The 13,957-nt window shown below is 67.8% G+C and carries 14 protein-coding genes; 6 read left to right on the top strand and 8 right to left on the bottom strand.

The genetic code is table 11. The features are described from left to right. The first annotated feature begins 136 nt into the window (after positions 1 to 136). Entirely contained in the window at positions 137 to 1,267 is a 1,131-nt protein-coding gene (locus NRB20_RS06005) for a S1C family serine protease (RefSeq protein ID WP_153408243.1), read from the top strand. Positions 1,268 to 1,286: 19 nt separating this feature from the next. On the opposite strand, the gene NRB20_RS06010 is transcribed toward NRB20_RS06005, so the two are convergent. From NRB20_RS06010 to NRB20_RS06045, 8 genes are all read right to left on the bottom strand, one after another. Further along, the gene (locus NRB20_RS06010; RefSeq protein ID WP_319944528.1) at positions 1,287 to 1,853 is read right to left on the bottom strand and encodes a vitamin K epoxide reductase family protein; all 567 of its coding nucleotides are present in this window, start codon (positions 1,851 to 1,853) and stop codon (positions 1,287 to 1,289) included. Beyond that, complete coding sequence (locus NRB20_RS06015; protein ID WP_319944529.1) at positions 1,850 to 2,638, bottom strand: DsbA family protein; 789 nt, start codon at positions 2,636 to 2,638, stop codon at positions 1,850 to 1,852. Before NRB20_RS06015 ends, NRB20_RS06010 begins: the two co-directional genes overlap by 4 nt. Positions 2,639 to 2,809: 171 nt before the next feature. Further along, complete coding sequence (locus NRB20_RS06020; protein ID WP_153408245.1) at positions 2,810 to 3,658, bottom strand: polyphosphate kinase 2 family protein; 849 nt, start codon at positions 3,656 to 3,658, stop codon at positions 2,810 to 2,812. 333 nt (positions 3,659 to 3,991) lie between these two features. Then, positions 3,992 to 4,660: an ESX secretion-associated protein EspG gene (locus tag NRB20_RS06025; RefSeq protein WP_194289741.1), complete on the bottom strand. Its 669-nt coding sequence runs from the start codon at positions 4,658 to 4,660 to the stop codon at positions 3,992 to 3,994. Between the two features lie 174 nt (positions 4,661 to 4,834). Next, on the bottom strand, positions 4,835 to 5,467 hold the full coding sequence (locus NRB20_RS06030) for a class I SAM-dependent methyltransferase (RefSeq protein ID WP_153408247.1): 633 nt from the start codon (positions 5,465 to 5,467) through the stop codon (positions 4,835 to 4,837). Between the two features lie 33 nt (positions 5,468 to 5,500). Then, positions 5,501 to 6,946: a saccharopine dehydrogenase family protein gene (locus tag NRB20_RS06035; RefSeq protein ID WP_227833229.1), complete on the bottom strand. Its 1,446-nt coding sequence runs from the start codon at positions 6,944 to 6,946 to the stop codon at positions 5,501 to 5,503. Between the two features lie 25 nt (positions 6,947 to 6,971). Beyond that, the gene (locus NRB20_RS06040) at positions 6,972 to 8,546 is read right to left on the bottom strand and encodes an ABC1 kinase family protein (protein ID WP_153408249.1); all 1,575 of its coding nucleotides are present in this window, start codon (positions 8,544 to 8,546) and stop codon (positions 6,972 to 6,974) included. 268 nt (positions 8,547 to 8,814) lie between these two features. Continuing rightward, a complete protein-coding gene (locus tag NRB20_RS06045; protein WP_153408748.1) occupies positions 8,815 to 9,525 on the bottom strand; it encodes a TetR/AcrR family transcriptional regulator in 711 nt (236 codons plus the stop codon). A 357-nt stretch (positions 9,526 to 9,882) separates the two neighbouring features. Here NRB20_RS06045 and NRB20_RS06050 point away from each other — a divergent pair, with 357 nt between their 5' ends. The 5 genes from NRB20_RS06050 (at position 9,883) to NRB20_RS06070 (ending at position 13,940) form a co-directional block, all read left to right on the top strand. Continuing rightward, positions 9,883 to 11,145 (top strand): DUF445 domain-containing protein, encoded by a 1,263-nt coding sequence (locus NRB20_RS06050; protein WP_153408750.1) that lies wholly within the window; start codon positions 9,883 to 9,885, stop codon positions 11,143 to 11,145. Positions 11,146 to 11,241: 96 nt separating this feature from the next. Continuing rightward, entirely contained in the window at positions 11,242 to 11,778 is a 537-nt protein-coding gene (locus NRB20_RS06055; RefSeq protein ID WP_153408251.1) for a helix-turn-helix domain-containing protein, read from the top strand. Beyond that, positions 11,775 to 12,449, top strand: coding sequence for a heparin-binding hemagglutinin (locus NRB20_RS06060; RefSeq protein ID WP_153408253.1), 675 nt, complete (start codon positions 11,775 to 11,777; stop codon positions 12,447 to 12,449). The genes NRB20_RS06055 and NRB20_RS06060 overlap by 4 nt, the downstream gene beginning before the upstream one ends. 94 nt (positions 12,450 to 12,543) lie before the next feature. Beyond that, positions 12,544 to 12,825 carry a DUF2516 family protein gene (locus NRB20_RS06065; protein WP_153408752.1) on the top strand — a complete coding sequence of 94 codons (282 nt, stop codon included), beginning with the start codon at positions 12,544 to 12,546 and terminating at the stop codon, positions 12,823 to 12,825. A gap of 95 nt (positions 12,826 to 12,920) precedes the next feature. Next, the gene (locus NRB20_RS06070; RefSeq protein ID WP_153408254.1) at positions 12,921 to 13,940 is read left to right on the top strand and encodes an alpha/beta fold hydrolase; all 1,020 of its coding nucleotides are present in this window, start codon (positions 12,921 to 12,923) and stop codon (positions 13,938 to 13,940) included. The last annotated feature ends 17 nt before the right edge of the window (positions 13,941 to 13,957 follow it).

Below are 13,957 nucleotides of genomic sequence, written 5' to 3' on the forward strand. Positions count from 1 at the left end.
CCGAATCACCGGTGATCGGAGGTTTCCCGGCCCGAATCCGGTTGGGCCGCAGCGAAGCCGCGCCGTGGAACCGGCGGCGAAAATATACTGATACAAACGCCGACGCCTCACGGGCGCGCACGAGGCGGGAGTGTCGATGTCCGACGAGCGGCCGCAGGACGATGGTTCCGGGAATTTCGATGCCTCCACGCGGGTCGGCAGGACCGGCCGCACCGCCGCGGGGGTGCTGGTCGTGCTGCTCGCGGTGGCCGTCGTGCTGGGCTTGCAGGGCGGGCTGCCGCACTGGCTGACCGGTTCGACCGCTACCGAGACAACCGAGGTCTCGCCGCCGCTGCCGCCGCTGGATCCGGTCGCGATAGCCCGCACGGTCGAACCGGAACTGGTGAACATCAACGTCTCGATCGAGCCGACCGGCATGGGCGCGGCGGGTTCGGGCATCGTGCTGTCCGCCGCAGGCGAGGTGCTGACCAGCCATCACGTGGTGAAGGGCGCCGAGGTCATCACCGTCGCCGATGTGGGCACCGGCGGGCAGTTCCCGGCGACCGTGCTGGGTTACGACAGCAGCGCCGATATCGCCCTGCTCTCGCTGACCGGGGCCGGGGGACTGCCGAGCGTCCGGCTGGGCAACTCGTCCGCGCTGCGGCCCGGCGATCAGATCATGGCCATCGGAAATGCCGGCGGCACCGGACATCCCACCGCCGAACCGGGCACCGTGACCTCGCTGAACACCTCGATCGTCGCGCGGGACGCCGCCGATCTGAGCCGCAAGGCACTCACCGGAATGCTCGAACTCGACGCGCCCGTGGCGTCCGGGCAGTCCGGCGGCGCGGTGGTGGATCGGACCGGCGCGGTCGTCGGGGTGGTGACCGCGGCGTCGGGGGAGCCGACCAGAACCGACGGGCGCGCCACCGGTTATGCGGTGCCGATCGATCGGGCGATGGAGATCGTGCGGCAGATCCGTTCGGGCACTCCGACCGACACCGTGCACATCGGCCCGACCGCGACCCTGGGCGTGCTGACCTCGGACGCGGCCACCGGCGGCGCCCGCGTCGACGTGAGCGTCTACGGTATGCCCGCCTACGCGGCCGGACTCACCGCGGGCGAGGTGATCACCGCCGTCGACGGCCGCCCGATCTCCTCGGCGAAAACCCTGAAATCCGTGCTCAACGTCCGCAAACCGGCGGATACGGTGCGCCTGGCGCTGACCGAACCGGACGGCTCGCGACGTGAGGTCGCCGTCGTGCTGGCCTCGGGCCCGCCCAACTGAAAGTCGTTGCGGGACAAGCTCACAGCAGCGAGGTCCAGTACGTCTGGAAACGCAGGAACACCATCACCAGCACGACCGCGTAGAACACGATCACGAACGTCCAACGCCATTCGACCAGGATGCGCACCGCACCCCGCGCGTTACCCCAGATCTGTTTGGTGACCGCGGCCAGCAGAATCGGCGTGAACGCCCACACCACCATGCAGTACGGGCACAGCGCGCCGATCCGGTACAGCGTGTGGAAGATCAGCCAGCAGATGAACACCACGCCCGCGACCAGGCCGAGCCACAGCCCGCCCCAGAACCAGCGCGGCAGCGCCACACCCGCGACCGCGAGCACGGCCATGGTCACCGCGACCGAGAACCCGACCACGCCGATGATCGGATTCGGGAATCCGAACACGTGCGCTTCCTTGGACGCCATCACCGATCCGCACGCGATGATCGGGTTGATGTTGCAGGACGGCACGTAGGCCGGATTCATCAGCAGCTTGAAATCGTCGATCGTCAGCACGATCGAGGAGATCCAGCCCGCGACGGTGCCGACCAGCAGCAGCCACGCGGTGCGCGGGGGTACGGCGGTCACTTGAGCGCGGCCTCGATCGGGGCCTTCATCCCGTCGGTGGTGAACAGCGCGTTCTGGGTCTGCACCTTGGTGTCGTTCACGAAGACGGTCGGGGTGCCGTTGATGCCGGTGGCGAACACCGCCTGGGTGGTCTTCTGCACGTAGGCGTCGTATTTGTCATCGGTGATGCATTTGGCCACCGACGGATCGGTGATTCCGGCGGCCGTGGCGATCTGGATGATCTTGCTGTCCGGCAGGCCGCCCGCGCCCTCCTCGGGCTGCTGCTGGTACATCGCGCTGAGCCACGCCTGGAACTTGGACGGGTCGGCGTCGGCGACGCAGTAGGCGGCGTTCGCGCCGCGCGAGGAGTAGCGGGAGCCGCCGGAATTCTGGTCCAGGAAGGAGATGACGTTGTATTCGACGGCGATGTTGCCGCTGTTCACCTCGTCGGTGAGGACCTGGCCGTTGGATGCCTCGAACTGCTTGCAGACCGGGCACTGCATATCGGCGACCACGCGGACGGTGGCCTTGGCGCCGGGCTTGGCGATGCGGATCGCGCCCTTGTCGGTGATCGAACCGGTCAGGCCGTCGGCGGTGGCGGCCGCGGTGACGGTCGGGCGGTTGGCGGCGTCGCGCTTCACATTGTTCGAATGTTTGACCGCGATGCTGATGCCGATGGCGGCGATGAGCGCGAGCAGGACGACCGCGACGGCGACCTGGATCAGGATCGTGCGGGAACGATCGCCACCCTTCACCGCGGCGAGTGAGTTCTTACCACGCGGATTCTTGCTCACCTCGGAGTTCACCACGCCTTTCCTGTGTTGGTCCGACTGTCGTGCCGCCCCGATGGTACGGGCCGTCGGCCGTCACGGGGTGTTCGGACCACATGATTGCGGGTGAACCTGAGAGCACCTCGAGATTTCCGTCCCCGGATGTGTGAACTCTCGGTATCCGACCGGGATTTCCGGTGACGAAATCTAGAGATCGGCGAGGCGACGCCGCTGTTCGGCGATATCGAACCGGGCCGGCGGCCAGTCCAGATCCAATTTCCCCAAGGCATCGATGAGCAACTCGGTGACCGCGAGCCGGGAGTACCACTTGCGGTCCGACGGGATGACGTACCAGGGCGCGTACTCGGTGCAGGTGCGGTCCAGGACCGCCTGGTACGCCTCCTGATAGGCGGGCCAGTAGGCGCGCTCGTCGATATCGGCGGGATCGAATTTCCAGTACTTGTCGGGGCGGTCGAGCCGCTGGGTGAGGCGTTTGCGCTGCTCGTCGAGGGAGACGAACATGGCGACCTTGATGATGGTGGTGCCCGCGTTGGCGGCCGTGCGTTCGAAACGGTTGATCTCGTCGTAGCGCTTGCCCCAGACGTCCGGCGGGACCAGATCGTGCACCCGCACGACCAGGACGTCCTCGTAGTGCGAACGGTCGAACACCCCGATCTGCCCGCCGCGCGGCAGTTGTCTGCGGATTCGCCACAGGTAGTGGTGGCGGCGTTCCTGCGCGCTGGGCACGCCGAAGGCGGCGTGATCCACGCCCTGCGGATCCACCGAGCCGATCACGTGCCGCACGATGCCGCCCTTGCCCGCGGTGTCCATCCCCTGCAACACCAGCAGGATGTTGCGGGGGTCGCCGGAGCGGCCGTTGGCGTAGAGCTTCTCCTGGAGGCCGGACAGCACCGCGCGACGCTCTTCGAGCAGTAGTTCACCGGCCTTCTTGTCGCCGCGGAATCCCGGAGTGGCATTGGTGTCCAGGTCGGCGACCCGCACCCCGCTGGCGTGCAGTGCTTCGGTGACCGGAACGGACCAGGGCGATTTGGGCATACAGGCAGTATGGCCGCGTTCGGAGGAGGGGTGTTCGAGGCGGGTGCGTGTCAGCGTCGGCGTTTGCCTGGGGAAGCGTCGGCGTTTTAGTCCGGGGCAGCGTCGAAGTTTGTGCGGGGAGAGAGGGTCGGCGTGCGTGCGAGCAGTGTCGGCCTTTAGTCCGGGGCAGCGTCCGGCGTGTGTGCGGGGAGCGTCGGCGTTCGCGTGGGGCAGCGTCGGCGTTTGCTGGGGCAGCGTCGGCGTTTGCTGGGGCAGCGTAGACGTTTGCTGGGGCAGCGTAGACGTTTGCTGGGGCAGCGTAGACGTTTGCCCGGTGCGGGTGCGGTGGTTCGCTCAGTGGACGCCGGCGAGTAGCCGCAGTTGTGCGGCGAACGCGTCGTCGTCGACCGGGGTCAGGGTGAGCTGGTCGGCGGTGGTGAGCAGGTAGCGGCCGTCGCCCGCGACGTCGAGCCAGGTGCGGTGCCAGGTCGGGGGCGGGGCCGGATTCGACGGGGCGGTGGTCACGGTGACGATGCCGCGCGAATCGACCGGCGCCCGCAGTGCGCGCTGGAAAGCCGCTGGTCCGGCCGGTATCGGATGACGCCCGCTGACCAGGACCGCGCGCTGCGCCTCGCGCATGACCGCGGTGCGCCCGGCCGGAGCCGAACCGATCACCTCGACGAGACGTTCGCCGATCGCCGGGGCGGGCGCGAGCATCACCACGATCGAATCGCCGCGCGCGATCAGGATCGCGGCGTGGGTGAGCGTGACCGCGGCGCAGGCCAGGATGCGTTCGGGCGCGGAACCGGGGGCGGAACGTTCACCGGAGACGGTGAGCGTGGTCAGATCGGTGCGTGCGCACAGCAGCAGGGCCGCGGCCAGATCGGGATCGGTGTTGCGGGCGTACTGCTGCCGCAGACCGGGGGCGGGCGTGGTCGGGATGGCCGCGTTGACGGGATAGGGCCGGAAATCCACGCCGGTTTCGCTGGTCCAGACGTGCGCGAACTCGTCCGTCGTGAGCACCCACCGCACTAGCCGCGGCCTCCGTGTGCACGGTGACGTGGTCCGATGTGAATGATGGCTGCCTCCGCGGAGCTCAGGCGGGTCCACCGCGACACTACCGGAGGGTAATCGTACCGCGAACAGCTCGCGGATGTGATCTATGACATGTCCAATCCCGCTGCCGCGGAATATCTTTCACTCCGGACGTGTCGCGCTGAGATATTGCAGCAGGCCGTGCACCCGCTGTTCCACCTCCACCAGCCCGGCCTGGGCGAACAGTGCGGGGAACAGATCCAGGTCGAACAACCGCAGTCCGCTGATGCCGCCGATCACCGTGCCGGCGCGGCCGAACCAGTTCTCGTCGCGGTGGCTGGTGCTGATCGCGATGCGGCCGCCCGGCGCGAGCACCCGGATCATCTCCTGCGCGGCGGTCAGCGGATCGGGGATCAGATACAGCGCGCCGAAACAGCAGACCGCGTCGAAACTGCCGTCCGGGAACGGGAGCCGGCGGGCGTCGCCGCGCACGTAGCCGACGTGCGGTCCGGCGTTGTCGGCGCGAGCGCGGCGCAGCATCGGCACCGAGAAGTCGATGCCGACCGCCTGACCTCCCGGGGCCAGCTGCTCACTCAGGTAGTGCGTGAAATTGCCTGGGCCGCAAGCGATGTCGAGTACCGAGTGGGCGCGGTCCAGATGCAGTGTGCGGGCGGCGTCGACGCGGTCGGCCTGCATGGTCCGCCCGGTGGCGATGAAGAATCCGGCCGGACGCCAGGCCCGCTCGTAGATCATCGCGAAGGCCGGATGGTTCATGGTGCGTCGGGCCAGGTTCATCGGGGGACTCTTTCGGAACTCGGAAACTGTGCGTCAGGCGGTGGTGACGTCGATCGTGATGCCCGCGGCCCGCAGCCGCTCGGTGAGCGGATCGCCCATCGCCGAACCGGGCGTCAGCACGCCCGCGATCTCGGGCAGTTCGTCGAACGCCAGGCACAGACCGGCCTGACCCAGCATCACCGCGGTCGCCTGATAACCCGGATCCCCTTGTCCGGCAAAGGTACACACGTACTTCGTGCCGGAGGTGGTGTTCGCGAACGTCTTCATGGTGAACCAGCCGCTGTTGCGGGTCTGCTCGTCCGGCCCGGTGCCCGGCGCGGGCAGCAGGCGATCCAGCAGCCGCCGCCCCAGCGGGACGCGCGACAGCAGCGCACCGGCCGTCATCATCGCCACCATGCCGCCGGAGATACCGGCCGCCACCAGCGGGGACAGCGGTGAGCTGCCCGCGCTCATCACCTCGCGATACCGGAAGTTCTTGCCGTACACCCAGCCCAGCAGGCCGTTGGTGCGCCGCACGATCTTGGTGTTGTGGCTGGCCATGACGAACGTCGCGACCCAGCCCCGCAGGCTCGGATCGATCGCCGAGGCGCGCTGCCACGCCTGATCGGTCTGCCGCCCCACATCCGGATCCATCGACTTGTCCGGACTCAGCGAATACGGGTGTGCCAGAACCGATCCGCGCGACGGGTTCGCCGCGACGTCCTCCATCATCGCGCGCCCGGAATCGATGGTGCCGCCGCTCGCGCCGCCCTTCAACCAGGCGACCAGGGTGGTGTCGGTGAGTTCGCCGGTGTTGTCCTCGACGGTGCGCCGGTACAGCCGGTACACACTCAGATCCGACGGAATCGAGTCGTAGCCACAGGAATTCACGATTTTCGCGCCGGATTCCGCTGCGGTGTCGTGGAATTGGTCGATGCAGTCGCGAATGAACAGCGGCTCACCGGTCAGATCGGCGTAGTGCGTGCCCGCCGCGGCGCACGCGCGGACCATGCCCATGCCGTAGCGCAGGTACGGGCCGACAGTGGTGACCACGACCTTGGTGCGCGCGGCCAACTCGTCCAGCGCATTCTGATCGGACGAATCCGCAACCAGCAGTTGCCAATTCGCGGCCTCGGGCCCGAGTTCGGCACGTACCGCGGCCAACTTCTCCGCCGAACGCCCGGCCAGCGCGATGCGCGCGCCCGCCGGCGCCGCCCCGAGCACGTACCGCGCGGTCAGCGTGCCGACGAAACCCGTTGCGCCGTACAGCACCAAGTCGAATTCTCGCGCCGTGTTCCGCGCGATGCTCGCGGGTGACTCGGCGTTCTCCGAGGACTCGGTGCTTGTCGATGCTGGACTGACCGCCGGGGACGTGGTGTCCTGCTGTGCGGCGCTGCTCGCGCCCGATGTGCTGTTCGCCGGGGACGCGGCGTCCTGCGATGACATGCTGCTCTCCGAAGGCGCGGAGTCGTCCGGTGATTCGCTGCTCTGCGAGGTCATGGGATCTCCCGTTCGATGCTGGGGATCACGCCTTGCCGCGTCGTTTGCCGGACTTGGGCGTGGTCGTTTCTGTGGTCGGCGCGGATTTCGCGGTGGCAGACGCCGCTGTCTTCGCGCCCGGCGTTGCCTCGGCCCGCTGGGCGAGCCAGGCCTGATGCGCCTTGCCCAATTCGGTGACCGGGGCGTCGCCGTAGACCCATTCCCGCGCGATGCGATGCCAGTTGTTCGTGGCCCGCAACTGGCCCAGCACCCCGAATGTCATGAAATCCGCGCGCCGGGAGAACAGATGCTCCGGGGGCAGGGTCTGCTGTTTCATCCCGGCGTGCTCGGTGGCGCGCGGGTCGATCGCCAGCACGGCCGCACCGCTGGCCAGTTCGGGGGTGATGGTCAGATCCTCGTCCAGCAGCGCCCACTCGATCGCGGACAGGCAGTACTCCAGACATTCCTCGGCCGTCACCTCCTCCGGCGAATCGATGATGCCGTGCTCGATCATCAGCGTACGCAGATCCTCCGCGCGGTCCTCGGCCGCGGCCCGGATGCACTCCAGCTCGAACTCCACGTCGGCCGGGCGCATCCGGTTGTAGAGCCCGAAGTCCAGGAACGCCACCCGGCCGTCCTCGCCGAGCAGGATGTTGCCCGGATGCGGGTCGCCGCAGAACTCGTTGAAGGTGTAGAGCGAGCCCACGTAGAAGCGGTAGATGATCTCGCCGATCCGATTGCGTTCGGCCGCAGGCAGTTCCCGGATCTCGGTGAAACCCCGGCCCGGGAAGAACTCCGTCACCAGCACGTGGGTGCTGGACAGTTCCGGCATGCTGGCCGGGACCGCGATGAACGGATGATCGGCGTAGAGCTCGGCGATCTGCCGCTGGGTGAGGGCCTCGGTGGTGTAGTCGAGCTCGCTCTCCAGGTGCAGGCGCAACTCGTCCAGCACGGCCGGGGTCACCCACGGCATGGCCGCGGCCAGGATGCGCCGGAACATGGCCAGATTCTTCAGATCCGCGCGGACCGCGGCGTCGATGCCCGGGTACTGCACCTTCACCGCGACATCGCGCCCGTCGTGCAGTTTCGCGCGATACACCTGGCCGATCGAGGCCGCCGCGATCGGTTCGGGATCGAATTCGGCGAACAGTTCGGTCAGCGGGCGGCCGAAATCGGTTTCGATGAGTTCGCGCATGGTCTCGAAGGACACCTCGGGCGCGCTGTCGCGCAGCACCGCGAGACGATGCTGGAAACGTTCCCGGTGTTCGGTCGGCACGACGTCCATGTCCAGCACCGACAGGATCTGCCCGAGTTTCATCGCGACACCCTTCATGGTGCCCAGCACGATGACCATCTGCTCGGTCGCGCGGATCGTGGACTCCTCGGCCATGCGGGCGCGCACCTCTTCCGAGCGCCCGCGCATGGAACGACGAGTCTTCTGCGCGCGCAACACATTTCCCGCGACGGCGACACCCAGTTTGGTACCCCGGGCGATTCTGGAGGTCGGGATCTCCTTGGCGCGTTTGCGGGCTTTGGGAGCCTTGGCCGCAGGGGGATCGACCTCCTGCGCAGGGGCTGTGGTCTCCGCCTGATCCTCGGGTTTACCGGGTGATTTAGCCATATGTGTCGGCCTGTCCTTCAGAGCTGCTGCGGGCTGTGATGCGCTGGGGAGTCACGTCGAGGCGGTGTTCGGTTGTCGTGCGTCGAGTCGGCGGCCGGAACCGTGGTCGCCGGGCACCGTGGATCTTCGCCGGTGCGAACGGGACGCGGCGAGTTCGCCCGCCGGGGCCGCGTGCGGTGCCGCCGATGCTCCAGGGGTTCCCCGTATGCCTCGGCGGGTTGCTCCGCGCCGTCACCCGACATCAGATTCACCGATGTCGGGTGACGGGTCAAGCGTCGCCGGGTTCGGGCAGGCTGTGCGGGGCGGAATTGAAGCGGGCGGGGGAGCCGCCGGCGCGGACCATCCCCTCGATCGCGCTCCAGGCCATCATGGTCATGTGATCGAGCATGGTGTCCGCGGACATGCCGCGATTGCCGATCCACCAGTCCGTCGCCAGCTGGACGCCGCCGACCAGGACGTACGCGTACAGCTCGACGCCTTCGGTGTCGATGTCGCGCCCGAATGCCTTGTCGCGTAGGACCGCCGCGACGATGTCGGCGAAGAGTTTCTCGAAGTCCGCGAGCGTGGACTTGTCGGTGGAGGAGCCGTAACCCAGGATGAACCGGTACACGTCGGTATCGGCGTCCACGGTGTGCACGTAGGCGGCGAGGGTGTTGCGGACCAGCTGGTATTCCTCGAGGTCGTCGCTGATCGCGTCGTAGATGCGCGGCATCAGGGTGGTCTCGATGAACCGCTCCATGGTGGCGCGGGTCAGATCGTTCTTGTCCGAGAAGTACCGGTACAGAACGGTTTTCGAGACACCGATCTCGCTCGCGATCTCGTCCATGCCGACATCGCCACCCCGTTTGCGAATCGCTGCCAGGGTGCCGTCGACCAATTCCTCGCGGCGGTCGATCTTGTGCTGGTGCCAGCGCCGCTTGCGGCCATCCACCCGGACCGTACGCGCCGGGCTGGAGTTGAGGGCGGCTTCGGTGGACAGGGTGACTCCTCGTGTCGGGTACGGGGCCACTCCAGCTTAGGTCCTTCCGATCTGCCGTGTTCCAGGTTCGCGGAGGCCACTTCGGACAGGTACCGGAGTGCGGCCCGAACCGTGCGAGTCGGATGAGCGGACCAGAATGGAAATATGGAGCAATCTCCCGGCAGTGCCTCACGCGGGGCCGATGCAGTGTCCACGGGCCCCGATCCGGTGCGGACGGGCGTCACCGGCACCTCGCTCGCACCGTCCCCGAACACCGTTCCGAACGGTTCCGGCGGCCCCTCCCGAGCGATTCGGGGAGTGGGAAATACCACATCCGGGCCCGACCACCGGGATGCGCCCGGCTCGTTCGCGGAGCTGATGGACGACTCCGGCAAACGTCGCGATCTGCGGCGGATGAAGATCGTCGCCACGGCGTTCCTGGCCGGGGCGACGGTCGTCTATCTGCTGTGCTGCTGGATCGGTTCGCGCGGCGCGGGCGGCAACTGGGTCGGCTATGTGCGCGCGGCCTCGGAGGCGGGCATGGTCGGCGCGCTCGCGGACTGGTTCGCGGTGACCGCGCTGTTCCGCCATCCGCTCGGCCTGCCCATCCCGCACACCGCGATCATCCGCAAGAAGAAGGATCAGCTCGGCGAGAGCCTCGGCAATTTCGTGCGGACCAACTTCCTGTCCCCGGAAACCGTGGTGGAGAAGGTGAATTCGGCGCAGATCTCGCTGCGGGTGGGGCGCTGGATGGCCGATCCGGCGCACGCCGCGCGGGTGTCCGAGGAATCCGCGACGATCCTGCGCGCGGCCATCGACGGGCTGCGCGACGAGGACGTCGAGCAGATCATCGACCAGACCATCGTCAAACGCATCGCCGATCCGCAGTGGGGTCCGCCGATCGGCCGGGTGCTGGCCGAACTGCTCGCCGAGAACCGCCAGGCCCCGCTGCTGGATCTGCTCGCCGAGCGCGCGCACCAGTGGGCGCTGGGCAGCCAGGAGACCCTGGATCGGATCGTGGCGACCGAATCACCTTCGTGGGCACCGAAATTCGTGAACGATATGCTGGCCGAGCGGGTCTACCGGGAGCTGGTCGAGTTCACCTGGAAGATCCGTTCGCAGCCCGATCACGAGGTGCGGCTGGCGGCCAACCGCTTCCTCGAGCAGTTCGCCGACGATCTGCAACACGACGAGGCGATGATCGCCAAGGCCGAGCGGATCAAGGCCGAGATCATGGGCCGCGAGGAGATCACCGGCATGGCCCAGGCGACGTGGCGCGCGGCGAAGCGGCTGATCCTGGAGTCCGCCGACGATCCGAACAGCACGTTGCGGCGCAAGGTCACCGAGAACGTGCAGCAGCTCGGGCAGCGGCTGGCGGGCGAGCAGGGGATGCGCGAGAAGGTGGACGGCTGGCTCGAGCGCGGGGTGCGTTATCTGGTGTCGAACTACGGTTCCGAGATCGCGACGCTGATCAGCGATACGGTGGCGCGGTGGGACGCCGAGGAGGCGAGCCGCAAGATCGAATTGCAGGCCGGCCGCGATCTGCAGTTCATCCGGATCAACGGAACGGTGGTCGGATCGCTGGCGGGATTGGTGATTTACGCCGTCTCGCATCTACTGTTCCCCGGCTGGTCGGGATAGCTCCGACCGTGGTCATGATCGAGTGCTAACAAGAGTGCTTGCAAGAGTTAGCACCCTGTCCTAGAATCGACGACACAACCGCCGGAAGGTTGAGTGATGGCACAGGGTCCCGAGGGTCCGGAGCAGAACGCCGCACAGTCCACGGAGACGTCCGCGGATCTCGGCGAGAAGGTGGCCCGCGTAGCCAGCGCGGCCCACGACATCGGGAGCTTCATCCGGTCGCAGCGCGAGGCCGCGCAGGTTTCGCTGCGACAACTCGCTCAACTGGCGGGGGTCAGCAATCCGTATCTCAGTCAGATCGAGCGCGGACTGCGGAACCCGTCCGCCGAGGTACTCGCGCAGATCGCCAAGGGTCTGCGGGTGTCCTCGGAGGTCTTGTACATCCGGGCCGGCTACCTCGAGCAGAGGCCGCACAGCCCGGTCCGGGATGCCCTGCTGGCCGATTCGGTGATCACCGAGCGGCAGAAGCAGGTGCTGCTGGATATCTACGAATCGTTCCGCCGTGAGAACGCGGGGAGCGAATTCGCAGGGGACGCAACGGAATCCGAGGGGGGCGTTCCCGGGGGGACCAGGGACAACGCCGTTCCGAGCACTACCACCGACGTTCCGCCACGCCAGGAGAACGAAACATGACCGAAGCAACACTGACCGTGACCACACCGCTCTACGCGACCGTCGGTGCAGGGGATGCCCTCTACACCGCCGTCAACGACCTGGTCGGCAAGGTGCGCGAGCGCGCCGCCACCGTCGATGTCACCGGCCGCGTGGACGAGGCCCGCGAGCGCATCGCGAACCTCCCCGCCGACGCGCAGGAGCAGTTCGAGACGCTGCGTCAGCGGGTGACCAACCTGCCCACCGAGCTGCCCGAGGATCTGGCCGAGCTGCGTGAGCGCCTCAGCCCCGAGGAGCTGCGCAAGGTCGCCGACCAGTACTACCGCCAGCTGGTGGATCTGTACCAGGATCTGGCCTCGCGCGGCGAGGAGACCGTGGACCGGCTGCGCGCCAACCCGGCCTTCGAGGGACGTATCGAGAAGGTCGAGGGCCTGTACACCGACGTCGTGACCCGCGCCGAGGATGTCATCGGCAAGGTGTCCGACCAGGCCCGCGGCCTGCTGGGCAGCACCGAGGAGGCCGAGGCCGAGCCGGTCGTCGACGCCGAGGTCGTCCAGGTGACGCACGAGCCCGCCGTCGCGCCGGAGGCCGCCGAGTCTCCCGTCGAGGAGACCGCCAAGAAGGCTCCCGCGAAGAAGGCTCCGGCCAAGAAGGCGCCGGTCAAGAAGGCCACCGCCGCCGCCGAGAAGTAATCGTTCCGGCTGTTCCCCGAGTACGCCCCCGCGCACGATCCGACTGCGCGGGGGCGTTTCTCCTATCATTGGTGGGGTGTACTCCCTGATCGGCATGACCATGTTGGTGATCGAGATCGCCGCACTGGGTGCCTGCCTGTTCGCGTTGGTCCACGCCATCCGTCAGCGTCGTGACGCGTTCACGGCGGTCGACAAGCTCACCAAGCCGATCTGGGTCTCGATTCTGGCCGTCGCCACGGCCGTGATCGGGTTGCAGTTGCTCGGCTGGTTCAGTCTGGGGATGTTCGGGCTCATCGCGGGTCTGGTGGCCACCGGTGTCTATCTGGCCGACGTGCGGCCCAAGGTGGACGAGGTGCAGCGCGGTCCGCGCTGGTAGAGCGCCTGATTCGGAAATTTTTCGGTGCTTGCACTAGCTAGCACCCCCTTGGTGGAGTTACTGTATCGGTAAGTAACACACAAGGGAGTGTTCCGATGCGGGCAACGTTGCCTTCTCCGATCGCGGGTCTGGCGGATCTCGTCCGCGGCCTGCTGCGCACCCATCGCGGCGGCCTGCGCACCCGGACCTATGCCGATCACGTCTTCGATCCGCCCAGCGTTCCGTGCGCGGTCGTCCCGGTCACCGCGCCGGACGGGACCGCGCTGCGGGTGCATGCCTACGGGCCCGACAGCGGCGATGTCATCGTGCTCGTGCACGGCTGGACCTGCTGTATCGAGTACTGGAATCCGCAGATCAACGCGTTCGCCGACGAGTACCGGGTGATCGCCTACGATCTGCGCGGGCACGGCGGGAGCGAACTGGGCCGCAGCCCGCTGACCACCGATCTGCTCGCCGAGGATCTGTCCACGGTGTTGAGCGCGGTGTTGCGGCCCGGACAGCGGGCCGTGCTTGTCGGGCACAGCCTCGGCGGGATGACCATCCAGGCGTGGGCCGGACGGTATCCCGAACAGGTCGGTGCGCGCGCGGCCGCGGTTGTGCTGACCAATACCGCCGCGGGGGATCTGATCGCCGAGACGAGTGTGGTGCCGCCGTTGCGCGGGCTGCCGTTGCCGCTGCTGCTGCCGGTCGGGAAATTCCTGTTGAGCGCGCCGCTGGCGTTCCCGCCGATCGCGCCGGTGCGGTGGATCTTCCGGCGGCAGGTGATGAGCCTGGCCTCGACCGGTGACGTCGCCGAATTCGCGTTGTCGATCGTGCGGTCCTGTCCGGTGCGGGTGCGGTCGCTGTTCGGGGCGTTGCTCGCGGATCTGGCGCTGGGGCGCGCGGCGACCGCGTTGACCGTGCCGACCACGGTCATCGCCGGTAGCGCCGATGATCTGACCCCGCTGGTGCATGCCGAGCGGATCGCGGGGATGCTCGCCGAAACCGGGTCGCTGGATCGGCTCGAGGTGTTGCCGACCGGGCATCTGGGCAATGTCGAGGCTTTCGAGGCGTTCAATGCCGAGCTCGGCCGGGTGGTCGGCGGTGCGTTCCCGGCTCGGGAGGCGACCGCGTGAGCGAACCGTCGACCCCC

This window comes from Nocardia macrotermitis (assembly GCF_009604405.1).
Classification (GTDB): Bacteria; Actinomycetota; Actinomycetes; order Mycobacteriales; family Mycobacteriaceae; genus Nocardia; species Nocardia macrotermitis.